This window comes from uncultured Kordia sp. (genome assembly GCF_947489565.1).
Taxonomy (GTDB): domain Bacteria; phylum Bacteroidota; class Bacteroidia; order Flavobacteriales; family Flavobacteriaceae; genus Kordia.
Window position 1 is genome coordinate 40,498 of record NZ_CANLEA010000006.1, and the last position, 26,743, is coordinate 67,240.

The following is a 26,743-nucleotide window of genomic DNA, read 5'->3' on the forward strand; positions in this document are numbered from 1 at the left end:
CTAGTGACTGTAATTGGTTAACCAGATTTAGTATGTTAAATTTAAAAATAAATCAACAATATACATTAACATTTATAGAAATCTTTAATTGAATCTTACTGACCTATTTTAGATCAGTAAAATCCAATAAAAAGCTCAATCCAAATTAAATTAACTTCATTATTAATGTGTTACTTCTAAAGTGTAATAGCGAACTTTTGCATATGAGCCTTCATCACGAGATTGAAAATAGTTGCCGGCTTTGAAATAATTTTCAAAGATTCCCCATTTTCTCATGTGAACGTTTTCATAGGTTTTGAATTCGTTATTATTTAGAACTATTGTCATTTTTCCTTCACTGACTCTTACTTCGAGTCTAAATTTTTTAAAGCCTACTTTTTCTTTGAATGTAAATCCTTTGTCATTTCCCCAAGCATCTTCATGAAGCATTTCTTCATCGGTAGCATTCAAATTTTTTAGGACTTTTGTTTTGACACGTATTTTACCATCTTGCCAGTATATTTTTAACATTGGCGGGGCATTGTTGTCTTTTTGACCTATAAGATCACGTTGTTCATTAGTAAGACGACCATGAATTTGCATGATAATTACCTTGTGATATTTTCCATTTTTATCACGAGAGACTTCATCCATTGCCAGTTTCCCTTTCATAATTCCACCTTGCTTGAATGTCCAATTGACACTATTGTTTCCAGGTTCCATTTGCTCTCGCAACTCCGAACGCGAATACTTGGTATTTGCCGTTGTTGCTTTACTTGGATATGCATAGAAAACAATTGCACCACGAACCGAATCATTGTACATGTACGGTTTTAAATCTTCATTGGTGGCATACTCTAGTATTTCTGGTGGTGACACTTCCTGCGGTTTCTTTCCGTTCCCCGCAGGTGTTGTCACTTTCCAATGCGATAAATCAATTTTAGGTAATTTATACTTCTTCTTACGTTTTTTTCTTTTACGTTTTTTCTCCTTTTTTACTTCAGCTTTGGTAGTCTCATGTGACTGTGCAAAACCAATGCTAAGGTGAAAAGCAAAGAATAGTATGAATAACGTTCTTAATTTCATATTAGTTTACAGCAGTAATTGTTACAATATCAGCTCTAATTTCCTCATCTCCACCTGTGTAGTTGTAATCTCCTATGCTATCGCCTCCAATACCTCTAATGAAGAGTGCAACACTATCATTAGCTCCAGCATTGAATGAGTAAGTATATGAGAAATAACTATCGTCAGATGGGTTAGATTGTACTTCTACTAACAGATTGTTTGCAGGATCTTCTACTTGTGCTACAGTTCTGTAACCCCAAGTACCTGTATCGCTATTACCTTGCGGCATTAAAACCGTATCTGTATAATATGTTGGTGTATATCCAGCTTCGTATCCTGAACCAGCTAAAACTCTTAATTCAAGCATGCTAGGGAATGCTCCACCAGTTGGCGCTTTGAAAGAAGTTACAATGGTAATTGTATAATCAGCATTTGGTGTTACAGCAAATTCTTGATATACATGATCAGGTTCGTTGTTGTCAAATTTTACAACATTGTCAGAACCTCCATTACCAGAACTCGATTCTCCTTGTTCTCCAATTTCTTTGTTAATCCAACCAGCACATGAGCAATCAGATCCTGATGATTTTGGCAGTTTGTTAAAGTCAAAGTTAACTAAAACAGGATCTGCCACTAACGGAGCTTCTGGTTCTACTACTTCGACGGTTTGTGTAAATGTACTTGTTACACCTAATGCATCAGAAGCTGTTAAGGTTACCGTATATGTTCCTTCTCCTGGATATGTGTTTGCTCCATCAATATCTGTAGAGGTATTTCCATCTCCAAAATCCCACGCATACATAGTAGCACTTGTAGATAGGTTGGCAAATGTATAATCTTTCCATTCTTCTGCAGCTCCTTGTCCTTGTGTAAACGAGAAGTCTGCTTGCGGAGGTGTTGCATCTGCAATTGAGTTTTCTCCTAGTGGCTCAAATTTATCAATGTCACAAGACTGATATACAAGCCCACCTATAAGCAGGAATGCGATACCAAATATTTTTATTGTTTTTTTCATAATATATATCTTTTTAAATTTTAATAGCCTGGATTTTGAGTCATTACACCATTACTAAGATTTATTTCACGCTGTGGAATAGGTAATAATAAATCTGTTGCAGTAAATGAATAATTGTTGGCAGCAGATAAGTCTGATAATACTGCTTGTGCTTCTCCAAAACGCATTAAATCAAATAAACGTTGGTTTTCAAAAGCTAACTCAGCACGTCTTTCGTCTAGTAATTCTTGTTTTGTAATAGAAGTTACAGCAGCGGTTAAACCTGCTCTGTTTCGTACCGTTTGGAACGATGTTATTGCCGCAGTATTTGTTGTTTCTTGGTTTCCAGCTAAGATTGCTTCTGCATGCATTAATAATACATCAGCATATCTTATTACAACCCAGTCGTTCCCAGATAAAGTAGCATCTGATGCAAATACATTTCCATTATCGCCACCATCTTCACCGTTTGGTAGATACTTTACAACTTGTCTTTGTGTTGGTTGTAACGGATCAATACGGTATGAAAAAGGCGTTCTGTCTCCACCATTAGTATCTAAAAATGCAGCAGCATCTTCGGTAACGTAGTTTACACCAACCGTACGTCCAACACCATTCATAAATTCCGCAGAGAAATCTTGACTATCTGCTTCTATACCTTGTGTATAAGCAATTGAAAAGATAACTTCGTTGTTTCCTTCATTATAAAAGATATCATTGAAGTTAGGTTCTAAACTATATCCGTAAGTCATTACGTTTTCACAAAGAACTTGTGCTTCCAAATAGTTTCCAAGTGTCAAATGCACTTTTGCTAGTAATGCTTCTGCAGATGCTTTTGAAGCTCTTGTGTATTCACCGTTGCTTAAGTTAGCAGCAGCAGTTTCTAAATCGCTTACGATTAAATTGTAAATAGTAGCCGTAGCAACTCTTGTGAAAGCAATTTCATCTTCTTGTGGCGTAATCGTTCTGTCTACTAAAGGCACATCTCCAAAAAGACGTACTAAGTTAAAGTAACTATACGCTCTAGCAAATTTTGCTTCTCCTTCAAAAATTGGAGACATTCCGCTAGATGCATTTCCAAGATTTTCTAATACCAAATTGGCTCTGAAAATAGTACTGTAGCAACTTCTATAGTAGTTTTCTACAATACCGTTGTTTGGAGTGATAGCATAGCTTTCAAACTGTGCAGCTTCTCCTTCTTGATTCTTCGTTCTGGTATTATCACTACGCATTTCTGTGACATAAAACTCTTGTTGTACACCACGATTGTCATTTAGACTCGTAGAGTTTACTCCTTGTATTGCATCATAAATGGCAACAACACCTGTTTCAATTTGGTCATCATTTAAAAAGTAATTTTCACTACTTACTGCCGCTTCTGGTACTGGTTCAAGGAGGTCTTTATGACAAGACTGAAAGCCTATCACTAACATCAATAAACCTATATATTTTAATTGTTTCATAATTAAATGTTTTTATAAATCTTACTATTTTAAAATTGTACGTTTAAACCAAAAGATACAGTACTAAATATAGGTGAACCAGCACGCTGATATCCATAAGTAGTTGCACTTGTGTTATTAATTGACTCTGGATTAAATCCAGTATAATCGCTCGCGGTAAGATACATTAGATTTTGTCCTGTTGCATATATTCTGAATGTAGACACGCCAAATCTGTTCGCGATGTCACTAGGAAGATTGTACCCTAATGTTACATTACGAAGTGCAATGTAGCTTGCGTCTTGTATGATAGCATCTGTAAAGATTTTTTCTTTGATGAAACCTTGGTCTGGTGTCGTCGTTGTATTGAAATCTTGTGCACTGTTAAAGTGGTTGAATAAGTATTGATCTCCCATGTTACGAATTTCGGCACCATGACTTCCTTGAAACATAAAGCTTAAGTCAAAATCTTTGTATCTGAAATTGTTTGAAATACTCCATACTAAGTCTGGATATGGACTTCCTAAGATTGTTTTATCGTCGTCATCGATAAGTCCATCACCATTTAAATCTTTTACATATACATCTTGTGCTTGTCCACCTGCTGGGTGATAAGGATCGTTGATAAATTCGATAGGAATTTCACGATCTACAACCCAACCATAATATGATGAAATTGGATTTCCTACTAAGTTGATCCATTCTGCAGCTCTTTTACTATCTACATTTTGAATTTGTCCGTTAGAATCAGCAAAATCTAATAGTTCATTTTTATTGTGAGAAGCAACTACGGTTGTTGACCATCTAAAGTCTTCAGTAGAAATGTTTCGAGATGTAATTTCTAATTCAATACCTGAGTTTCTAACTTCTCCTAAATTTTCTAACGCGGCAGAAAAACCTGTGGATGAAGGCACTGGGTTGAATAGTAAAAGTTGATCACTGGTTCTCGTATAGTAATCTAAAGAACCAATAATTCTGTTGTTAAAGAGTCCAAAGTCAATTCCTGGGTTGAATTCTATCAATCTTTCCCATTGTAATTCAGGGTTTGCAATGTTAAGCGCTACAAAGGCAGCTTGAGAGTTGTAATTGTCTGTTCCTAATAATGAGATTGAAGGATATAAATCTGTAAGGTTGTTTCCAGTATCAATATCTTTGTTTCCAGTAACACCATAACTCGCTCTTAGTTTTAAAGTGCTTAAAAATTCACTTTCATTTAAGAAATCTTCTTCAGAAACTACCCAACCAACAGAAGCAGATGGGAAATCTCCATATTTATTGTCAACTCCAAAAATAGAACTACCATCTCGTCTGTAACTTAATGAAGCTAAGTATTTGTCTTCATAAGCATAATTTACTCTTGCAAAGAACGAAGAGAAACCTTCTTCATATCTATAAGATTGTATTTCATTTAAAACAGTAGCTGCACTTAATGTCTGTACTAAATCTGATGTGTATCCAGATCCAAGAGCGCTGTCTCCTTGCCATTCCCATCTTTCAGCAGATGCTCCTAAAACGGCATTTAATTCATGTCCTCCAAAAGCTTTGTCGTACGTAAAATATCCTTCAGACAATGTGTGGATTCTGTTTTCATTAGATTCAAAATAGCTTGCTGCTGCTGCACCATTTCTGTTCGATTGAACTCCTTGCCATCTATTTCTAAATGTGTTTTGATAGTCACCACCAAGCGTTGCTCTAAATCTTAAACCATTAGTGATTTTGTATTCACCGTAGAAAAGACCTGCTAATTTGAATTTATAATCATTTCTATCACGCTCTAATACTTTTGCTGCTGGGTTTGTGTTCGATGTATTACTAATATCTTGTAAAACTGAACCATCGCCAAATAAATCGTAGTTGTCAAAATGTCTTTGAATTGCATAATCTCCAACTTGAACATTTGGATAGGTATTGAAATCTACGAACTGAATAGAATTAGCATCATGATATAATGGTAACCATGGCGTTTGTCTTAAAATATCGTGTGTTGAACCGTCAAAACGTCTTCTTCTAGTATATGATGGAGCAAAGTTAACTCCGATCTTTATTTTATCACTCAGTTTTGTGTCCAATTTTAATCTGGCATTGTAACGCTTATAATCATCTGTTAACAATACTCCTTCATCATGATTGTATCCTAATGAAGCACTAAATTTTGTGTTTTTATTTCCTCCACGTGCATTGAATGAGTGTGTAGTAATAGTTCCACCTTCAAAGATGACATCTTGCCAATCTCTGTCAATACCAGTAGTTTGTGTAAGTAATTGTTTGTAAGCAGTTCTGTTGGAAAGTGTTCCTGTTGCAGCTTGTTCAGCAGCTACGGTTTCTGCTACAGTAAAGTAGTAATCGTCACTTTGTCTCGCTTCTTTAAAACCAAAAAAGGTATTGTAAGAAAATGAGGTTTTTCCATCTTTACCTTGTTTTGTTGTAATCTGTATTACACCATTGGCACCACGAGAACCATAAATTGCTGTAGAAGCAGCATCTTTAAGAACATCGAAGGTTTCAACTTCATTCATGTCTAAATTTCCAAGGAAATCACTGTCTACTACCAATCCATCAATAACAATTAAAGGAGCAGAATCTCCATTAAGAGAACCGACACCACGTACACGAATAGTTGGGTCCGAACCAGCTTCTCCTTCTGTAGCTGCAACATTTAAACCTGCAACTTGTCCCACAAGGGCATCATCTAGTCTTGATACTGCAATTTTATCTAAACCTTTATCTTTTACGCTTAAAGTAGACATTGCACCTGTTAAGTGTTTCTTTTTTCTCGTACCGTAACCAACAACAACAACTTCATCTAATGCATTTGCATCTTCTACTAAGGCAACATCTAAAGTTTTCTGAGCATCAATAATCACTGTTTGAGAAGTATAACCAACATAGGAAAATTGTAATATATCACCTTTTTTTACTTCAATTTGATAATTACCATCAAAATTGGTAGAGGTACCTTTTGATGTTTTAACCACCTGAATATTTGCACCAGGAATAGGTTGGTTGTCTGATTTGTCAACTACTTTTCCCTTGAGAAGATAGGATTCCTGCGCATATATTGAAATGCAAAAGAGGAGCATTACAATACAGGTAAGCTTAGTTTTTAAATTCATAATTAGGTTTTTTTAATTAGTTAATATTCAACTAATCACTTAAAGCCTTGTTTCTACTGCTAAAATTTTTCGTATTTTTGCAATATGCATGTTACAATAAGTAATTATGTATAATTTTACTTCCCTCCGAAAGAAGTAATACACCAAAAAGGATAGGCGTGCACCTGTCCTTTTTTTGTGGTTAAAAAACTGGTTAACCAGATTGGTTTACCAAATATATATTAATTATTTGTTAAATAAAAATTAATTTTGATTATTCCATAAAGTCTTCACGGATAGGACTAAAAACATCTATTAATATTCCTTCTTCAGTACAAACGGCACCGTGTAATACATGAGGTGGTATGTAAACTGTGTCTCCACCTTTTACAACTTTAGTTTCTTCTCCGATAGAGAATTCAAACGTACCGCTTTCCACATAGGTAACTTGGCTGTGGTAGTGTTCGTGTTTATATCCGATGCCTCCTTTATCGAAGTGTACTTTTACAAGCATGATTTTATCATCATAACCCATAATTTTTCTTTTTACACCTTCGCCAACGGTTTCCCATTCAAGGTCTTTGTCTAAAATAAATTCTTTACTTGCTCCAAATGTTTTCATATTAGTATCTTTTTATGTTTTTTAATCGATTTATTTTGGTAGTGTTCCAGGACCTACGGTTGCTTCTCTAAACCATACTTCAGTATAGCAGCCGTTTTCGTATTGTTTGGCAATGTCACCTCCATAAGTTTCTGCTCCAGCACACCAAACCATATTTTTTTCAGGACTTTTTCCGTTGGTTTGATTGTATGCACCTTGCTTGAAATAATTTAATTCTCCGCTATACGCGATAGAGCGTTCAGTACCATCTTGTCCTATAGGAACAAATAATTTTTTGACTTGCGCTGGCAAATCTGATTTATCTACGTATTCAGATTTGATTAGATTTTTGGTAAATGTTTTTGTTTCATGACCTTCACTTGTAAAGGTGAGGTACATAATTCCTTTGTATACATTTACTTCATAGCTAAATTCTTCTCCTAATGCGATTCCATCTTCAGGTTCAGCAGGAAAATCTGTTTTACTGGTTCCAATGACAGACATATCATGTCCCCAAATAGCACTTGAAAAATCCCATCTTCCAGAGTTGTCATCGCCTGCGGTATTGATTTCATAATTCCAAAAAACAGATCCCTTGGTATGTCCTGGGAATTTTTTGTAGAATATTTTTAGTGGTTCATTTTCGTGTCCTTCACCACTGTGAATTTGTCCAACTACTGTTGAATAAGATGCTGCAACTCTTGGATCTCCAGAAGTGGAAACTTGCATTACTTTACAGGTTCCAGTTAGTTTGCCGCCTTCTTCTGGTGTCCATTCTCTTTTTTCTTGTAATTCTGTTCGGGTATTGCTTGAGTTTTTTGAAGTAACTCCCGAATTAGGTGTTTTGTAAACTACCCAACGTCTGGTACCATCAATAACAGTATAGAAGAAATCTTTATGTTCAACGTTGATAAGATTGTCCACATTTGTTCCATCTCCCATTAAAATTTTAAATTTATCCATAAAAGGAATTACCTCACTTGGATAAACTACTTTTTTGCTCAATCCGTCATTTGCTGTGAAATATCCTGCATTAGAGATAGCATTATCACTGATTTCGATATTGGCAGATTTAAACCAAACCTCAGCGTAATTTCCATCGGCATATTGTTTTGCAATGTCACCACCATGCGTTTCTGCACCCGAACACCAAACTTTATTTACTTTAGGTGCTTTTCCATTGGTTTGATTGTAGCAACCGAGCTTAAAAAAGAGACCTTCTTCTGCATATGCTTTTTCGCGTTCTACACCGTCTTGACCTATGGGAATAAAGAGATTTTGTACCTGTTCTGGCGTATCTGATTGTTTTGTATATTCAGAAACGATCAAGTTTTTAGTAAATGTTTTAGTTTCATGTCCTTCGCTCGTGAAGGTTAAATGCATCATTCCGTCTTTAATTTCTACGTTATAGCTGAACTCTTCGCCTAATGCAATTCCATCTTTTGGTTCAGGTGGATAGGTGTTTTTATCCGTTCCAACTACTGAAAAGTCATAACCCCAAATAGGATAGGAGTAATCCCATCTTCCAGAGTTATCATCGCCTGCGGTATTAATTTCGTAATTCCAAAATACAGAACCTTTAGTGTGTCCTGGGAATTTTTTGTAGAATATTTTTAAAGGTTCATTTTCATGTCCATCCGCACTGTGAATTTGTCCTACAACTACTGAATACGTTGCTGCAACTCGCGCATCACCTGTGGTAGCAACATTCATTACTTTTAGTGTTGCATTCATGGTAGCTTCTGTCATTGGTGTCCACTTTTTTAGTTGCGCCAGTTCCGTTCTTGTATTGTTGGAAGTTCCATGCGTGTTTCCTGCATTTGGTGATTTAAATACAACCCAATTTTCATTGTTATCGTTTGCAGTATAGAAGAATTTTTTGTGCTCATAATCAGTTGCCTTTCCTATATTAGAACCATCACCTAAGATTAAATTCCAATGTTGAAAAAATGGGATGACATCTTGTGCTTTCACGCTTTTTGCTACATTTTCATTTTTGCTAGTAGCATTTTGTTTTTTATTATCAGCACAGCAAGTCAATAGCAACATAGCACTCATCATTAACGGATAAAAGACATAAGCTGATTTGGATATTTTGAACCTCATATTATTTATTTTGTTTGGTAATCATTGTAATGGTTATGCTTTTTAATTTAATCAGCATACATTCCATAAAATAACCCTTTATTATGATTGAAAAATTACTCTTTGATTATTTTTTTAGTGATACTTCCATTATTCGTTTCTATTTTAACTAGATACATTCCGTTGTTAAGACTAGAAATATCAATAGTATTCGTCACTTTATCAGCATTTAATACTTCTCTTCCTAACATACTGTAGATACGTACTGAAATGGCATCATTCGTATTTGTTTGAATATTTAAAGTGCCTTTGCTTGGATTTGGATATAATCTGAAAACGGAAGTTTCAGTTTCGTCTAGACTTAAAGTAGCATCAGAAACTACAATTTCGTTTGAATAGTTGAAAGCTTTGTCAACAGCGTAAATCTTATAGTGATTTCCTGTAGCATAGATATCTGTAAAACTTGTGTCTGTACCGATATAAATTACAGTGCCAGTAAGTGCTCCTGTTCCGTTGGTCGTTGTATTTCCGTATTCGTAAATACCATTTTGACTTGGATCATTGTCTGGATTTGGTGCTGAGGTGTATTTAATTACAACATAACCACCATTGTCAACACCGCTCGAAGGAGCTGTCCAGCCAATAGCAGCCGTACCAGAATTATTAGCGTACGTACCTGCCGTTGGATCGTTTGGTGGAGTGTTATCATACGCTCCAGAATACACTACAAAATCATCAACTCTTACTTGCGTTAAATTACTACCACTCATTCTAGCTACTGCCCAATGAGATGCATTAAAGTTTGCGCCAGTTGTAACTGTTCCATACGTTTTTACCCAAGTATTAGCTACAAAAGCTGGATCGTCAGTTTTGTTTGTTGTATTTGAACCAGATGTGTTGTTTAGATAGATTCCAGGATCTAAATCATTTCCTGGATCGGCACTAGCGTTATAAAAAAACTGCACGGTATATTCAGTGCCAGTTTGCAATAAGTTTGGTGTCTGTGTTGAAGGACTTTGTAATCTTAAATTTGTAGCTCCAGCATCAATTCCGAATGCTGCTGAGAAATCTCCTGTTCTTGCTAACATAGCATCATTTGTCATATCTCTAACTGCAGAATTACCTGTTGATGATACTGTCCATGCAGTTTGAGCCGTACCTGTTTGACCACTTCCTGCAGAACTCATATTCCCTGCTGTTTGTGATTCCATACCACCGTCCATTATAGGAAATTCTCCAATTACTTGACCTGTTGTTGGTCCTGTAGTTGATCCGCTATATACAATTTGTGTATTTACACGTTGTGCTTTTCTATTGGTTAATGTCGTTGGTGCCGATGAAGATCCTGCTCTGTAATTAAGAGATTGATGCGTTGTATTGCTCCAATGCCAATTTAATGAACCATCACCTGAGAATAATACATTTGGTTGTCCAGCATCTAAAGGAACTAGATTAGAACTATCCCAATCGACAGCAATTTCTAAAGCTCCACCTGTATAATTAAATCCTGTAGATAAAACAAAACTCATAAATCCTTCCGTGCCAGGAAAATTGTTTGTGGTATTAAAAGTATATGTACCAACAATTGTAGCTCCATTTATTGCATCTGTCCAAGAACTACCGTCTGCAACTACTTCTGTAGCGCTTGAGTTTTTCATGTATATGGTCATCGTAGCATCACCAGAAGCTGTTATGATATTTGTAGAACCCAAATCAAAATTTATTTGAGATATGGTTGCAGAAGGAGATAAAGATGCCAATTCTGTGGCAGTATATAAGATACTGGCACGAGAATATACAGAACTTGAGCCGCTATTAGAACGTTGAAAAGGACCTCTAGTTGCCGAAGATGCAGTATCTGTACCTAAAGTAAGTGTTGTTTGTGAATGCGCAAAACTCGCAAAAAGTATTGATATAAATAGTAGTCTTAGTTTCATATTTCTCTGTGTTTAATGCGTTATATATAAATTATAGTATTTGATATATGAGAATGCATTTGCATCTGTAGTAATCAAATAATTGCCTGCTTTGAAATAGTTTTCAAAAGGCCATTTATCTAAACTTACATCTTCATATACATAAGGTGTTTCGTTATTGAGTTGGACGCTTAATCGTGCATTGGAAGCGATAATTTCGAAATCGAAAGCATCATATCCAACGTATCCAAGGTTGCGTTTGATGTCTGTCCAAATTGTATTAGAAGTCGTTAATAGCGCATCTCCTGAAGTAGATTCGTCAACCAACGATTTTTTGTGTGACCATATATATCCATCCTTCCAGTAAATTTTTAATAATGGTGGACCGTTATTTCCAGAAAAACCATGTATTGCCATATCTTCTTCTGAAATGATTCCGTGAATTTGCATGATAATTACGTCATGAAATTCGTCGCTGGAATTAGTGTCTTGAGATACGGAAGCAACTTTTAAACGGCCTTTCATGGTGCCGCCTTCAGCCAAAGTCCAATTTTCTCGTGCATTTGATGGATTGATCAATTCGCGCAATTCTGTACGCGAATACGAACTATTTGTAGTAGATGATTCAGGATAGGTATAAAAAACAAGCGATTCATCTTCTGTATCATCATACATAAAAGGTTGTACAGGAGTTAATGTTTGGTATCCAAAATTGACCAACTCATCAGGTTGATATTCGTCAGGTTTTCCATTATTATTTTCATCTACCGGAAGTGTAACTTTCCAATTTGAAAAGTTAATATCAGCATAGTTTATTGTTGTTGGGGTCTCGTTAGGAGTTTCATTAGATGGAGTTTCTGTCGAAGTAGAAGTTGGACGATCTAGTTCGTCATTACTAGAGCAATTAGCCATAATTAGTGCTATTGACAACAGAAAAAGGATCTTTCCTAAACGGTTTTTATAAGGTGGTTTTTTGCGCATTTCAAAATTGGTTAACCAGATTGGTTTACCAAATATAGTCATATTTCTGAATGTTGCAAATTTTTGTGGTGTAGGATTGTAAGAAATGAATACATCACACATTAGAAGTTATAAAAGCATCGACAGTTTTAAAACCCTAATTTTTGGGCTTTAGTTTTGAACGTTTTCACCCTTGTTTTAGGAAAAGATGTACGGTAAGACGCAACTATTTAACATATTAATCATCTGTATAGGTAAACACGATTATGAAATTACCCGTTACCACACTATTCTTACTTACTTTTTCATTTACACTAGCACAAGGAGAAGCCAATATTTGGTACTTTGGCAGAAATGCAGGATTAGATTTTAATTCAGGAGTTCCTGTTGCTATAAATGATGGACAATTGAATACTGGAGAAGGATGTGCAACAATGGCTGATGCAAATGGCCAACTCTTGTTTTATACGGATGGAATTACTGTGTGGGATAAAAATCACAGTATTATGCCTAATGGAACTGAGTTACTAGGAGATAGTTCTAGTACGCAATCGGCAGTGATAGTGCCTAAACCTGGTGATTCTGATATTTATTACGTTTTTACCGTTGATGATTTTGCGGGAGTTAATGGACTTCGTTTTTCTGAAGTAGACTTAACACTTAATGGCGGAAATGGAGATGTTACAAGCGTAAAAAATGTTCTGCTGCGTACACCAACGACCGAAAAGGTGACAGCGGTTCGACATTGTAACGGAGTTGATTTTTGGATTGTGAGTCATGATTTGAATACTAATTTTTTGAGTTATGAAGTAACGAATGCAGGAGTTAATACCAGTCCAGTAATATCAACTCTAGGATCAACGCATGTAAATCCTTTTGGGTATTTAAAAATTTCACCCAATGGTAAAAAGATTGTGTCTGCAATTGCCAGAGCAAGTATAGATGTGAGTTATATGGAGATTTTTGACTTTGATACCGCAACAGGTATTATTTCCAATCCAATACAGATTGGAGATATTTTTCATAATGATTATGGAGGTGCTTATGGAGTAGATTTTTCACCAAATAGTCAACTGTTATATGTGAGTGATTTTAATCTTTTTGGGATGTCCAAAATGTATCAATTTGATCTTTCTTTTGACAATGCAATAGATATTATTAATTCCAGTACAATATTATATGAGGGTTTCAGTAATTTAGGAGCTGTACAGTTAGGTCCTGACAATAAAGTTTATATAGCAAATGCCGGTACTACATTTTTAGATGTTATAGAAAATCCCAATATTGTAGGAATGGGAGCTGGCTATACTAATTCAGGTGTGTCATTAAATGGAAATCAAGTCTCTTTAGGATTACCTACATTTATACAATCAATATTTGAAACTGAAGTAAGTCTTAATACAACAAATGTTTGTTTGGGAGAAGTGGCAACTTTTTCGTTTACTACAAGTACAAATGTTTCATCATACTTATGGAGTTTTGGAGATGGAACTACCGCAACAACAGAGTTTCCTGAACATATATATGAAGCGCCAGGTACGTATACCGTTTTTTTAGATATCGATTCAGAATGTCAAGGATTACAAACATTTTCTCAAGAAATTACAGTTTTCGAAGTTCCCATAATTCCACCAATTTCTGATGTTACTTTATGTGAAGTTGAAAATCAGGAAATTAATCTATCTCAATTCAATACTGATGTATTAGGGAATCAAACCAATTCAAATTTTGTGGTTTCGTATCATGAAAATCAAGAAGATGCCGAAAATGGAAGCAATCCATTGGACACTAACTATACATCTTTTTCTAATCAAGTAACAATGTATGCCAGACTTGAAAACAGTAATTCAAGTTTGTGTTATGATATTAAAGAATTCAATATTGAAATCAATGAAAATTGTATCATTCCACGAGGGATTTCCCCAAATAACGATGGACTCAATGATACTTTCGATATTTCTTGGTTAAAAGCTACGAGCGTAAAAATCTTTAACAGAAATGGAGTAGAAGTATTCCAAGCGCGCAATTATAAAAACGAATGGAGCGGACAAGATAAAAACGGAAATATTGTGCCAACAGGAACTTATTTTTATGTAATTACTGATGAAAATCAAGAAGTATACAATGGTTGGGTTTATGTAAAAAGGTAAATTTAGTATTTGTGTTTTTCTAATGTTTGTTTATCCGCAAAGAAGTAAATCGTTTCTTCTTCGTTTTTGAGTTTTTTGTACACATCAAAACCTACATGTTTGTAAAAACGAAGCAAGCGAATATCAGAAGTTTCAAAAAGAATAGGCAGTTTGTTTGTCTCTGAAAGTCTAAAAAGCATTTTATTAATTTCATTTAATCCTTCTAGACTTCCATAACCTTCTTCCTGCGCAATGAACCAAACATAAATATAATTGTCTAGTTTCAGTTTGTGTTTTTTGACTTCTTTTTCATGCTGCAATACTTTTTTTATGTTCGTCAATGGAATGCCTTTTACTACGTTGAGATATCTGCAGAAATCACCAAAAGTTTTTTTTAATTTTTGATGCTCATAAAACAACACGATCGTTTTTTTATTTTCGGCAACATACACGCCATTGTTGTTCAATGCTACACGAAAACAATAGTTGACAGCGTTAAAAACATTTTTTTGAAAGCTTTTTTTGTTTTTGTTGAACAATAACGCCATTCTCGGATTTTTCAAGAATCGATTGCTGATAAGTTGTATATAATGCAATTGTGCGGCTTTAGATAGTAGTTGCTTGTTTTCCATTGTTTTTTAATAGATTGAAATGTGATAAATACGCGTGAAAAACACTGCTTTCATGATGATATGGCAAATCGTATTTTTTTGCCAACTGTTTGATGATCGGTGTGATATTCGGATAATGAATATGTGAAACCTTTGGAAATAGATGATGCGCCACATGATGATTAAAACCGCCAAGCAACCAAGTTGTCAATGAATTATTGGTGGCAAAATCGGTAGTAGTAATGAGTTGATGATGTGCCCAAGAATACGGCATTTTTCCATCACTATTTGGTGTTACAAAAACAGAGTGTTCCGAAACATGTGATGGTACGAGTGCTAAGGTTAAAAAGTAACTTGCAGCAATATGCAATATCAAATGTCCCATCAAAACTTGAACGATGGTGGCTGATGAAAATAAGATAGGAAGCAATATAAAAATTGTGAGGTAGCATCCTTTAAAAAGGATCAGTTTTAGATATTCTTTAGCAGGAATCTTTTTAAGCAATGAATTTTTAGCAAAAAAGTCTGTAAAATCCCGAATGTAAATCCAGTTGATTGTATAAAAAGCATACAAAAATGGCACATAAATGTATTGAAATTTATGATAGGATTTGTGTGTGGCTTTCGGTAAAATTTTCACAATATCAGTTTGCGTAATATCAGGATCTTTCCCTAACGTATTTGGAAATGTATGATGTCCAAATTGATGTCGTTTTTTCCAAGTATATGAGTTTGCTCCAATGAAATCTAACTGCATGCTAAAATAGGAATTAATCCACGTGTTGGAATGTGCTACTCCATGAATAGCTTCATGTGCTATATTGATTGCTAAAACGATGCCCAACACGCCAAGAATACCAAAAAGTAAAAATATAAGATTGCTTTGCTGAACGTAAAAAATGAGCAAATAGGTTAAAAGAAACAAGCCTTTTAAAATGATATACTTTTTCACGAGGAATCTATTTCCATACTTGTCTGTAGCATTCTTTTCAAAATACAATTGCACTTCTTGACAGAGTTCTTTGTAAAAGAAATCGGGTTCTTTCGGAAATGTTACTTTTGTGTTCATGCCATATGTTTTTGAAATACCTTATCATACGACGCTAACGTGTGGCGTACATCTGCTTCTGTATGCAAACAGGTTGGAGTTAGACGGAAAATAACAGTTCCTTTAGGCACAACCGGATAAATAATTACCGAGCAATACACGCCAAAATTGTGAACGAGTTCTCTTTGAAGGTGAAACACATCTTCCATTTGTATCTTAAAATAAATTGGTGTAATGTGACTGTCTACATGATCTGAAAGCAGATTTCGTTCTTGTAAACCTTGTTGCAGCAACTTTGTAATTGAAAATAATTTTTCTCGCTGATGTGTTGCTTTTGCAATAATTTTTAGGCGTTCGTTCAAACCATATACAATGGGCATTGGCAACGATTTTGAAAACATTTGCGAACGCAGATTGTATTTAAAGTAATTGATAACTTCTTTTTTACCAGCGATGATAGCACCAAAAGAAGCCATAGATTTGGTGAAAGTGGTAAAGTATAAATCAACCTTATCTTCTAAGTTGTGTTCGCAAACAGTTCCGTTTCCTTTGGGTCCTAACACGCCAAAACCATGTGCATCATCTACCAGAAGTCTAAAGTTGTATGTTTCTTTTAAATCACAAATTTCTTTAAGTTTTCCTTGCGCGCCCGACATGCTAAACACACCTTCGGTAATTACTAGAATGCCTCCTTTTGTTTTTTTTGTGTGTTTTGTGGCAATCTGTAATTGTTCTTTCAGACTTTGAATGTCGTTATGTTTGAAGATTAGTTTTTCTCCGCGATGCAATCGGATGCCATCAATTGTACATGCATGACATTGTTCGTCGGAAATCACGATATCTTTTGGAGACAATAAAGCATCCACAATAGAAACCATTCCTTGATATCCAAAGTTGAGAAGTAAGGCTTTTTCCATATGAACAAAATCAGCGATATTCTGTTCAAACTCATCATGTAAAAGTGTATCGCCAGTCATCATTCGAGAACCCATCGGATACGTAATTCCCCATTTTTTTTGCGCAAAAGCATCAATCTTATCGACTTCTTTTGAGCCTGCCAAGCCTAAATAATTATTGTAACTCCAGCAGATAAGTTCTTTGTTTTTAAAGAAAATATGATTGGAGATTTTCCCTTCGAGTTTCGGAAAAGCAAAGTCGCCTTCTATAAGATGTTGCAGTTTTCCTATCGGTCCGTTGTGGTGTTGTATTCTTTCAAAAATATCCATGGTAATGTCGTTTTATAATGTAATGACATAAAAGTACATGGACAGTTTTTAGCGGATGTCTAGAATCCTCATTCGGTGATAAATTAGGACAGATTATCGTATGGTTTACAGAAGAATCTTTTCATTTCGTAAAAAGAAAAGAAGTATTTCAATATATTAAAAAAACCAGCAAAGTTCAGTTTGCTGGTTTTACATAGTTTTTAAAAACTGTGTTTTATATACGTAGAAATAATGGTAAGTACTACCGTCTTTTTATTTCTTTTTAATCAATGTCAAAATCTCTTTTTGACCAGATCTACTCATTACAAATTGCAGCGTATCATTCTCTAATTTGCTGATTTCAACTCCAATTTCTAATTTATTTTCTGGTGTAGAATATAACAATCCGTTTTCAATTCTATACACTCCAGATTCTTCTAGTCCCGTCACTTTTGAGCTGTAGGTTTTGTCTGCTTTAAAATTAAAATATACATTATTATTACATCTGTCTTTTCCTGAAGATTCTATGATCCATTCAGAACAATTCCATTCTCCGACAATTTTTTCATACTGTTCAGCATTCGTACATGATATTAGTAACAATGCAAAAGCTACTACAATGATTTTTTTCATAAGATTTTTTATTTTTTAGTGGGTTTGTTATAGTCAATGCTTATGTGTGTAGTATTTCTTTTAAATGTTACAATAATGCGTAACGAATATATCTGAAGCTATTTTTAACAACTCAAACCAGCGAGATGATCACTGGTTTGATGAAGCTTTTTTATACTGATATCATTTATTTTTAATCAGGACAACCATCATTATCTGAATCATCATCACCTGCTGATGTGTACGGACAATCATCTTCAATATTTACAACTCCATCATGATCATAATCAATTGGTGTGCCGCCTACTGAATTATTACAAAATGTATAAAATGAGTTTGAAATACTTCCAGAAGTTGGAACAGTTTCATACGTGTTAATTTCTGCTCCATCATAATATACTTTTCTAATTTTCATTATAATTTTAGTATCAAGTCCAGGACAGGTAAACATATCATACGCAGAAACATTATACAGTTTATTAGACCTTTGTTCATTTGGTTTAATTATAAATTCTTGAGGAACAAAAACCATCTGGTTACCTGCATGATAATAGTCAACAATAACCTTTATTTCTTTATCATGAATGCGTTCTGATGTAAACTGTATTCCTGCATATTCTGTATTATCGACAATGCTTTCCTCGTCAAAATACATTTTCAATTTTACATCATCTGCGCCGAATACAGGAAGTGTACCAATATATCTTTTAGTTAATGAAGTGTCATTTGATGCTTCGGTAGGTTCGTTTAATTCGTCTGTTGAACAACTTATAATAAGAATGCTCAATAATAAGTAAAGTGTTTTTTTCATAATCTGATTATATTTTGAATTAATAATACTCCAAAACAACAGCGAAATAAACTCGAAAACAATCAACATAAGTCGTGTTTTAGTAAAATACGACTAGTTGTAAAAACTTACGATATAGTTTGGATCATACCATGAACTTCCTATATTTAAACTTTAATGTTGAATTCGATCTATGTTCCGATTTTTTTTATGTCTATGCTTCTGCTTCCTTGTCCAAATTCCAAATGTCCAAGCACAAAAACTCACAATTCCTAAATACCAAGCTTTAAAAGCATTAAGTTATGATAGCTTACAAACGGCTTTTTATACTTTTATACCTAACAATTCCGAATTAGCGAAAGTATACGCAAATGCTTATTATAGAAACGCTTTAGAAAAAAAAGACGTCAAAGAAATTTATATTGGAGAACATCAATATGCATTGGCGTATAGGTTTTTAGGGCAAAAAGATAGTGCGCTGTATTTTGTGAATAGTGCTTTAAATAAAGCCAAACAAGTAAATGATAAGCAGCATTATGCGAGTAGCCTTTATTTGAAAGGAATTATTTATTATGAGGCATCCATGTATAAGGAAGCTATAACAAATTATACAGAAGCCTATAATTTGATTAAAAAAGATAATGACTCTATCAAGTTAGCGTTAATTGCAAATTCTATTTCGCTTGTAAAAAATCAAATTGGAGAAACAAAGCAAGCATTAAATTTAGCAAAAACAAACCTGTTGTTTTATGAGAGACTCCATAAAAAAAAGGATCCTCGCTTGAATGATTTTGACTATATAAATGCCTTGTTAAATATTAGTAATGCATACACTAGTTTGGCAGAAGAATATCCAAAAGAAAAAGTAGCCTATGCAGACTCAGCATCGGTTTATTGTTTACAAGGGATTGATAAAAGTATAAAAGCTAAGGATAATGGCGCCTACCTTATGTTTCTTACGATAAAAGGAATTATTAGTCAAACAAAAGGGAACTATAAAGAATCTATCAACGATCTCAAAAAAGCGGAAGATAAAATAATAGATTTAGATGCTTCAGATGAGTTGCCTAACTTGTATTTCTACCAAGGGAAAAATTATTTCTTACAACAAGATATCGATAATGCGCTTGTATATTTTTTAAAAGTAGATTCTTTAGTTATTAAAAAAAATATCAATTCTATTTTATCACGAGAAAATTATATTCTTTTAGCACAATGTTTTGAGCAAAAAAAGGATGTCAAAAAAGAACTGTACTATCTTAAAATGTTTAGAGATAAAGATGCTGAAATTGATAAAATAATTAAAGAATCTTCAAAAAATATATATGAGAAATACGACGTTCCTTCATTTACGGCTAAAATAAAGCAGCTTGAAAAAAACACAGATATCGTAAATGAAAAGAATTTGTTTTTAAAGAAGATTAGTCTTTTTTTGGTTGGAATCATTATTCTAGGAATTATCTATTATTATCTGGTAAGACGGAAAAATAAAAGAAGATTTGAAACCATTGTAAAAGAGCTGAATTCTACCAAGGAAAAAACAGTAAAAGAACAAGTCAAAGAAACCGTTTCTTCCAAATCAAAAGAGTACAAAATAAGTGATGATAATATTCAAAAAATATTGAAAGGATTAGAGCAGTTTGAGCAAGAAAAAATGTTTCTCCAGCAAAAATGTAGTATTAATTTTTTAGCAAAGGAAATTGATACAAACGCTACGTATTTATCCAAGACATTACAATCGCATAAAAACAAAAAATTCACCCAATACATTACAGATTTAAGAATTGATTATGCATTGATTCAATTAAAAGAAAACAAAAAATTCAGAGCGTATGATATTAAATCGATCGCTTCAGAATTAGGCTTTAATACAGCAGAATCTTTTTCTAAAGCATTTAAAAAGCAAACAGGAATTTATCCTTCGTTTTATATCAAAAAACTAAATTTATTAGAGAGTTAGTACTCGTATTTAACGTAAATACGACTTACTTTCCTTTGTAAACACTGAGTTCATACTACATTTGTATGATAGTAACCCTTAAATTATAAAATGATGAAAAAGGAAAGAAAAATAAAACTTTCGAAACTGAAAATTGCAAAAGTAAATCACATAGCAGCAAAAGGAGGAGTAAATTCCAATGCTTGTGCAACTGTGGAAGTTGAATGTTTTACAAATGAATGCAATACGGATGAAACAGATTGTAGGACAACTGTAGGTACACGTAATGGTAATTCGTTATAATTAGATCTCTAATTCTTTACAGATAAAAAGCGCAACAAATACTGTTGCGCTTTTTTTATGATACATCTGTAGTATGAATTTTTAATGTTCTTGATGAATATAAGCATTTGCATCTTCGTCAGAATGAAATGCTGGCGTTGTGTTTTGTGTTCCAGTATCTCTATTTTTTTTATCCGTAATTGCAGCTGCTTGCGCTCTTACAATTTGTGACGCATGATTCGGAATTTTCACAGAAGCATCTGCAACAGGTGGTTCAATACCTTCTAAAGGATTGTCTTTTCGTGGTTCTGTTCTTGTCAGTACATCCAATACGTCAGAAGCTGCTTTATCACGATTGGTCAAAGCTGGTAAATCAAACAAAACTTCGATCGTTTTTAATAAAGAAGTATGATCTAAAGGAACATCACCTTTAGTTCTATACACCGTTCCAGCTTCAATCCAAGGAGAAATTAAAACACAAGGAACTCGTACACCAAAACGGTCAAAATTGAATCCATTTTTATTTTTAGTTGTAGGTGATGGAGGTGTTGCGCCTCCTGGTGGCGTAATATGATCGTAACAACCTCCGTGTTCATCATAATTAATCACTAAAAGCGTGTCTTCCCAATATTTTGATTCTCTTAAGGCATTGTAAATATCTAACATATACTTTTCACCCGCAGCGACATCATAGTTTGGATGTTGACTGTTTCCGTAGCTTCCCCAAGAAGGTTCTAAAAATGTATAATCAGGAAGTTTTGCTCCATTCTTTCCTTGTAAAACTAATTTGAAATCGTCATAACTTCCCCAAAAGCAACCTGCAGGTGTTGGATTGTCAGCTACATCTTGGCAAAAGCTGTAGGTATATGGTTTTTGTAATTTATCAGCAAAAATTCCCCAACTATGTTTGTGATCAGAAAGGTTTTTGAAAATACTTTTGGCACTGTACGACTTTATTTCATCATACAAATTACCTTCTGAAGTTGCCATGTGCATAAATGCTCTATTGGGAAGTGTTTCTGAAGGAACCGAACAGTAATAATGATCGCAAACGGCATATCCTTTGGCTAAATTTGATAAAATTGGTAATGTGTCTGGTGTGTACATTCCCATAATATCTGAAGGTTTTGTGCCAGGAAACTTACTTACAATTTCAATACCCGATTTTGGTGGCGCATGATGTTGCAACCAATTCTTATAGTTGTCATTTTTATAATCTTTGGAATGATCATAATCTTTATCATACACTTTTTTAGTAGTATGTGTAGTATCGTTTGAATCGTTGGTTGTTTTCTTTTTCTTATGAACTGGCGGATCTCCAAAATATTTATTCCCAATCTTATTCTGAAAATCACGTACAAAACCTTGATTTGGTGCAATTCCAGGTTGATACGGCGGATTCAAACTACCAAACAATTGAAAATTAGTATTCATGAATCCTTCTCCAGGATCCATTTTTGGCATATAATACGTGTATTTATCATTTGGATCAATAGGATACACTTTAATAGCATTTCCTTCATTGTCAGGATTCGTCTCATGCCCTGTAAGTCCTGAGTACGGATGTCCAAGCGGCGATACATTAATATCCTTTTTATCTATGTTCTTATTCTTATAACGATCATTATATAAATAACCCAACATATGGTCAAACGATCGATTTTCGAACATCACAACAATCACATGTTTTATTTTCTTCTTTTGGGAATCTTTTTTGTTTTCGGTGGTAGCCATTTTATAGTTTTGAAGGGTTTAGACATTCAATTTATGAGATAATGTGCTGTAATCCAAATGAAAACATTCAGATATCAAAAATCAGGTAATTTTACCTTTTTATAAAAGTCGTGTATTCTTACGTTGATGATTTATAAAAATAACTCTCAGGGTATTTTTATGCATTAATATTCATCATTCATGACATTTTCTTAATCGTTCACAACATTTTTTCAAGTCACTCACTCTATATTTCTCAAATTTGAACAATAAATGAAAGAAAATATCTTATTAAATGGATGCTTTTTTCTTTAATTGTTTAGGTGGAATCTGAAAAGCCTGTTTTTAATAGAGTAGGAATAATTAATATAAGATTTATTATGAGTGACATATTTATTATAGAAGGTCATGGATTGGTTAGAAATGCCAAAAATATTGAAGTTAATTTAATCAATAAGATGAGACAAAGCGGTGATGTATCTTTTTATAATGTTGGGAGACCAGCAGAAAAGATAACTGCTGATGTGGCTAGCGAATCAATTATAAACTTAGTAATAGGGAAGGAAATACCAAGTGATTTTTATCATGAAGGCACTTTTAGTAAGAATAGAGATCGTGATTATATTACTACAAGTATTCAAGACAAATACCTAGCAAGACTTACAAGTGAAGAATGGTCCATTGAAAGTTTTATTAAAAATAGATTTGATCTAATATTAATTAAAAATGATATTGAATTTTATAAAAATAAAACTAAAAGGAATATTTATTATATAAAGCTAATCACAGACTCACCTGAGGTAGCATTCTTTTCAGAAATATTGAGAATCATTTATTTAAATAAAGCCTTTAAAGGAAATAGTAGAAAGTTTGTTTGGGCTAGTTGTAGAGGTAATTAAGCCAAGCGAAATACATAAAAATGTTTATACAGTAGTCTACAATTTAAACATTTCTATTTCAACTAAATCTTTTCTAATCTTTTCAACATTCAAAATTTGATTTTAAACCTACCCAATGAATATGATACATGTTTTTCTAATTAAAGAAACACTTGAAGAAGCCACAGTTCTTAAAGAAATACTTGAATCACATTCTTGTAAAGTAATTGATATTGCGACAAGTTATCAAGAAGCAATAATAGCTTATAAAAAGCTTTCGGTCGATATTATTATCACAGATATGTTTTTGAATGGAAAGCCAGAAGGAATTGCCTTCATAGAAAATATTTCTTTGTCTAAAAAACAAGTATGTCCATTTATATATTTAACAGGATTTGAAAATCGAGACTTTTATCAAAGAGCAAAATTGACTAGACCTTTTGCAATGCTACATAAGCCTTTTAATGAGATAGAAATACTCTACACATTAGAAAACATTTTCACAAAAACTCAACAACAAATAGTTGACGTTTCAAGTGAATATCAAACTAAGAAAAAAAACATTAAAAGCTTATTCATTAAAAAGAAGAACGCTTTACACAGTGTACCATTTAAGAGTATCTTATTTATCGAAGTTGAAAATCGGTATTGCAATATCATCACGGAAAAAGAAAAGTTTGTGGTATTAATCTCTTTAGGTAAAATAAAAGAATTTTTACATTCATATACATTTCTACAAGTACATCGAAAGTATATTGTGAATACACTAGCCATAACGCAAATTATTCCAAAAGACAACCTAATAATACTCAAAGGAGATTATAAAATTACACTAGGTGTAAAGTATAAGACCATCTTAAAAGACCTTGTTATTTTAAGGTAATTGTCTGAAAATAAATGGTTAAAATCGTTTGTGGCTAAAAAGACTTCACTCACTACATAAAAAGCTTCATTCACTACATTTTTTTTATTTCACGCAAATGTAAACTGTAGTTTTGAGTAAGAAAATTAATAAGAAAAAAGCTGTAAGAGCGCTAATTATATAAGAAATTAATCGAAAATGAAAACACAAACGACGGTTATAGAAACACTATCAGGAATTGATAAGCTTTGGGCAAAAACAGAAGGAGATCCTACGATTACGATTGCAGTATTAGATGGTCCTGTCGATTTGCAACACGAGACATTAAAAGACGCTTCTATTACATCTTTGGACGTTCCTGTGTTGAAAAAAGTAAAATCTAAACACGGAACGTTTGTAAGTAGTTTAATTTTTGCGAATCATGCTAGTGGTATTTCAGGAATTGCTCCAAACTGTTCAGGGTTGGTAAAGAGTATTTATCCAGAAAACGGACATGGTAAATTGCTAAGTAGCTCACAAGCAGATATTGAACAAGGAATTCGTATCGCTTTAGAACATAATGCAGATATTATTAATATTAGTGGTGGCGAAAAACTAAACGAAGGTGAAACAATTATTTCTTCATTAGCTGCCGCATTGGAATTGTGTGAAGAGAAAGGCGTACTAGTCATTGCAGCTACAGGAAACGAAGGTGATGACAATATGCATGTACCTGCAAGTTATCCAACAGTGTTGGCAGTAGGTTCCATAAAAAACAACGGATTGCCCTCTACTTTTAGTAATTGGAGTAATGCAACCAAAGCAAAAGGTATTGTAGCGCCTGGAGAAAATATTGTAGGAGCTGTGCCTAACAATGAACATACAAAAGCAATTTCTAGAGGAACTAGTTTTTCAACGGCTTTGGTTAGTGGTATTGCAGGATTGTTAGCCAGTTTGCAAAAACAACAAGGTATGGAAAAGGATCTTTTAGCCATACGACAAATTTTACTCAGCAGTGTTACACCTTGTACTCTCGATGAAAAAATTAACTGCGATCGTATCATGACAGGTCGTTTGCATATTGGCAATGCGCTGGAAAGTATTTTAAAAACTACTGCCCAAAAAAGTGAACATACTCTTGCAAAAACATCGAGTTGTACGTGTACAACAAAACCTCAAAATTTTTTAACTATAAATAATACAAACATGGAAAACCAAACAGAAACCACGCCGTCAGCGGCTACTAATGATCTAACTAACACAACAGTTACTCAAGTAACTCCAGTAGAACAACAAACATCTTCTGCTCAGCCAGATAATACTGCCGTAACAGCATCAGAAGTGCAAGTGTCATCTCATAGTTACACAACAGGCGTATTGCCATCTCAAGAAGAAGCTAATTCGTTTAATCCAGCCATTAATCCAGGAGGATATCCAACCTTTAAAAATTGTCAATTGGTTAATGCAATTGGACAACCTTCATATGACTTTGGAACGCGCAACAACTTAGATACGTTTACGGCATTGATGAAAACATGGTATGATAATCTGCCAAAAATAGAAGATAATGGAAAAAGGGAACAGTGTGCATTAGCAAAAGCATTAACAGATTCTCCTCATGATCATAAATCAATGGCTGCATTTTTATTATACATAGATGCTACAGGAGGTAAGCCTAACATATTTATGATAAGTCAGTTAATTTGGTTGTTAAATGTGAATGCATCACCAATGTATACGATTAGTCCAAGATTGGCAACTTTTAGCGATCCTATTTATTTAATAATGACTCATTTTTTAGCAGATAATGTTGGAATTAATTATACAAGTTATAGTAAATATCTAATGAAGTTGAATGATTATAAAAATGATCCTGACAAACAAGCGCAATATAAAAAAGAACTCAAAAACTTGCCAAAGGATTTATTCACAAAAGATGACAATAAAGATGATGTAATGCGAATGTCATTACCAGGCTATATTTCAGGGCGCTCAAAATTGATTAATGGAAACTATATACAAGCAGTAACGCCAGTAGCCTATGGATTAAAAGACTGGACTTTAGAAGCATTGCTCAAGAGTATGGGTATTAAAAAGGAAAGTGAAGATAAAAAAGGTTTGGTGTCTGTGTTAAATCGATTGTATGTGGAAGCATTAAACAAAGGGCAATCACCAGATGACCGTGCCTTAAATTACTGTCTCTATAACATTTTAGAAATATCAACAATTGTAAAGGAAACTGTTAAACAAAAACAACAATTTAGCAGTTATAAAATAGTCCCATCAAAAGTAACGCGTCAAAATTCGATTGTAAGAGAAGTACAACTGACATTTTTTGATCCAAAGAATACTAATAAAGCAGCAACAACCTATTCCATGGAAGTTGATGTTAGTGGTATCACACCAGTATTGATTGGTAGAATAGAAGAATGGTATGCACCAGTTAGTACAACAATAATTAATTCATAACTAGAATTACATCCATAACATAGTAAATGAAATAAGTAAGCAACATTTTGGTAAAATGATTTGTTGTCTCTTAAGATTGCTTATTTGAT

Annotated in this window: 20 protein-coding genes; 6 read left to right on the plus strand and 14 right to left on the minus strand. The window is 33.8% G+C overall.

Features of this window, described 5'->3' with window-relative positions; all coding sequences use genetic code 11:
* Positions 1-162: 162 nt before the first annotated feature.
* From Q0845_RS09335 to Q0845_RS09375, 8 genes are all read right to left on the minus strand, one after another.
* Positions 163-1,065: a polysaccharide lyase family 7 protein gene (locus Q0845_RS09335; protein ID WP_298512070.1), complete on the minus strand. Its 903-nt coding sequence runs from the start codon at positions 1,063-1,065 to the stop codon at positions 163-165.
* A 1-nt stretch (position 1,066) separates the two neighbouring features.
* A complete protein-coding gene (locus tag Q0845_RS09340; RefSeq protein ID WP_298512073.1) occupies positions 1,067-2,062 on the minus strand; it encodes a PKD domain-containing protein in 996 nt (331 codons plus the stop codon).
* 20 nt (positions 2,063-2,082) lie between these two features.
* Entirely contained in the window at positions 2,083-3,504 is a 1,422-nt protein-coding gene (locus Q0845_RS09345) for a RagB/SusD family nutrient uptake outer membrane protein (protein WP_298512076.1), read from the minus strand.
* Positions 3,505-3,533: 29 nt separating this feature from the next.
* The gene (locus Q0845_RS09350; protein ID WP_298512079.1) at positions 3,534-6,596 is read right to left on the minus strand and encodes a TonB-dependent receptor; all 3,063 of its coding nucleotides are present in this window, start codon (positions 6,594-6,596) and stop codon (positions 3,534-3,536) included.
* Positions 6,597-6,849: 253 nt separating this feature from the next.
* Positions 6,850-7,197 carry a cupin domain-containing protein gene (locus Q0845_RS09355; RefSeq protein ID WP_298512081.1) on the minus strand — a complete coding sequence of 116 codons (348 nt, stop codon included), beginning with the start codon at positions 7,195-7,197 and terminating at the stop codon, positions 6,850-6,852.
* Between the two features lie 30 nt (positions 7,198-7,227).
* The gene (locus tag Q0845_RS27895; protein ID WP_367180653.1) at positions 7,228-9,282 is read right to left on the minus strand and encodes a polysaccharide lyase family 7 protein; all 2,055 of its coding nucleotides are present in this window, start codon (positions 9,280-9,282) and stop codon (positions 7,228-7,230) included.
* Positions 9,283-9,377: 95 nt separating this feature from the next.
* Positions 9,378-11,198, minus strand: a complete 1,821-nt coding sequence (locus Q0845_RS09370) for a T9SS type A sorting domain-containing protein (protein WP_298512083.1) — start codon at positions 11,196-11,198, stop codon at positions 9,378-9,380.
* Positions 11,199-11,210: 12 nt separating this feature from the next.
* The gene (locus Q0845_RS09375) at positions 11,211-12,089 is read right to left on the minus strand and encodes a polysaccharide lyase family 7 protein (RefSeq protein ID WP_298512084.1); all 879 of its coding nucleotides are present in this window, start codon (positions 12,087-12,089) and stop codon (positions 11,211-11,213) included.
* A gap of 314 nt (positions 12,090-12,403) precedes the next feature.
* On the opposite strand from Q0845_RS09375, the gene Q0845_RS09380 reads away from it, so the two are divergent.
* Complete coding sequence (locus tag Q0845_RS09380; protein WP_298512086.1) at positions 12,404-14,287, plus strand: gliding motility-associated C-terminal domain-containing protein; 1,884 nt, start codon at positions 12,404-12,406, stop codon at positions 14,285-14,287.
* A gap of 2 nt (positions 14,288-14,289) precedes the next feature.
* Here the strand turns inward: Q0845_RS09380 and Q0845_RS09385 are convergent, their stop codons facing one another.
* From Q0845_RS09385 to Q0845_RS09405, 5 genes are all read right to left on the minus strand, one after another.
* Complete coding sequence (locus Q0845_RS09385) at positions 14,290-14,898, minus strand: hypothetical protein (RefSeq protein WP_298512088.1); 609 nt, start codon at positions 14,896-14,898, stop codon at positions 14,290-14,292.
* Positions 14,873-15,946 carry an acyl-CoA desaturase gene (locus Q0845_RS09390; RefSeq protein WP_298512091.1) on the minus strand — a complete coding sequence of 358 codons (1,074 nt, stop codon included), beginning with the start codon at positions 15,944-15,946 and terminating at the stop codon, positions 14,873-14,875. The genes Q0845_RS09385 and Q0845_RS09390 overlap by 26 nt, the downstream gene beginning before the upstream one ends.
* Positions 15,943-17,151, minus strand: a complete 1,209-nt coding sequence (locus tag Q0845_RS09395; protein WP_298512093.1) for an aminotransferase class I/II-fold pyridoxal phosphate-dependent enzyme — start codon at positions 17,149-17,151, stop codon at positions 15,943-15,945. Before Q0845_RS09395 ends, Q0845_RS09390 begins: the two co-directional genes overlap by 4 nt.
* Positions 17,152-17,403: 252 nt before the next feature.
* Positions 17,404-17,763, minus strand: a complete 360-nt coding sequence (locus tag Q0845_RS09400; RefSeq protein ID WP_298512095.1) for a lipocalin family protein — start codon at positions 17,761-17,763, stop codon at positions 17,404-17,406.
* 172 nt (positions 17,764-17,935) lie between these two features.
* A complete protein-coding gene (locus tag Q0845_RS09405; RefSeq protein ID WP_298512097.1) occupies positions 17,936-18,553 on the minus strand; it encodes a hypothetical protein in 618 nt (205 codons plus the stop codon).
* Positions 18,554-18,725: 172 nt separating this feature from the next.
* On the opposite strand from Q0845_RS09405, the gene Q0845_RS09410 reads away from it, so the two are divergent.
* Both Q0845_RS09410 and Q0845_RS09415 read left to right on the plus strand, forming a co-directional pair.
* Positions 18,726-20,492: an AraC family transcriptional regulator gene (locus Q0845_RS09410; RefSeq protein WP_298512099.1), complete on the plus strand. Its 1,767-nt coding sequence runs from the start codon at positions 18,726-18,728 to the stop codon at positions 20,490-20,492.
* Positions 20,493-20,582: 90 nt separating this feature from the next.
* A complete protein-coding gene (locus Q0845_RS09415) occupies positions 20,583-20,774 on the plus strand; it encodes a hypothetical protein (RefSeq protein WP_298512102.1) in 192 nt (63 codons plus the stop codon).
* Positions 20,775-20,855: 81 nt separating this feature from the next.
* On the opposite strand, the gene Q0845_RS09420 is transcribed toward Q0845_RS09415, so the two are convergent.
* Positions 20,856-22,487: an alkaline phosphatase family protein gene (locus Q0845_RS09420; RefSeq protein WP_298512104.1), complete on the minus strand. Its 1,632-nt coding sequence runs from the start codon at positions 22,485-22,487 to the stop codon at positions 20,856-20,858.
* Positions 22,488-22,846: 359 nt separating this feature from the next.
* Here Q0845_RS09420 and Q0845_RS09425 point away from each other — a divergent pair, with 359 nt between their 5' ends.
* The 3 genes from Q0845_RS09425 to Q0845_RS09435 all read left to right on the plus strand — a co-directional run bounded on the left by Q0845_RS09425 (position 22,847) and on the right by Q0845_RS09435 (position 26,654).
* Positions 22,847-23,365 (plus strand): hypothetical protein, encoded by a 519-nt coding sequence (locus Q0845_RS09425; RefSeq protein ID WP_298512106.1) that lies wholly within the window; start codon positions 22,847-22,849, stop codon positions 23,363-23,365.
* A gap of 115 nt (positions 23,366-23,480) precedes the next feature.
* Entirely contained in the window at positions 23,481-24,227 is a 747-nt protein-coding gene (locus Q0845_RS09430; protein ID WP_298512110.1) for a LytTR family DNA-binding domain-containing protein, read from the plus strand.
* Positions 24,228-24,404: 177 nt separating this feature from the next.
* Entirely contained in the window at positions 24,405-26,654 is a 2,250-nt protein-coding gene (locus Q0845_RS09435; RefSeq protein WP_298512112.1) for a S8 family serine peptidase, read from the plus strand.
* Positions 26,655-26,743: the final 89 nt, after the last annotated feature.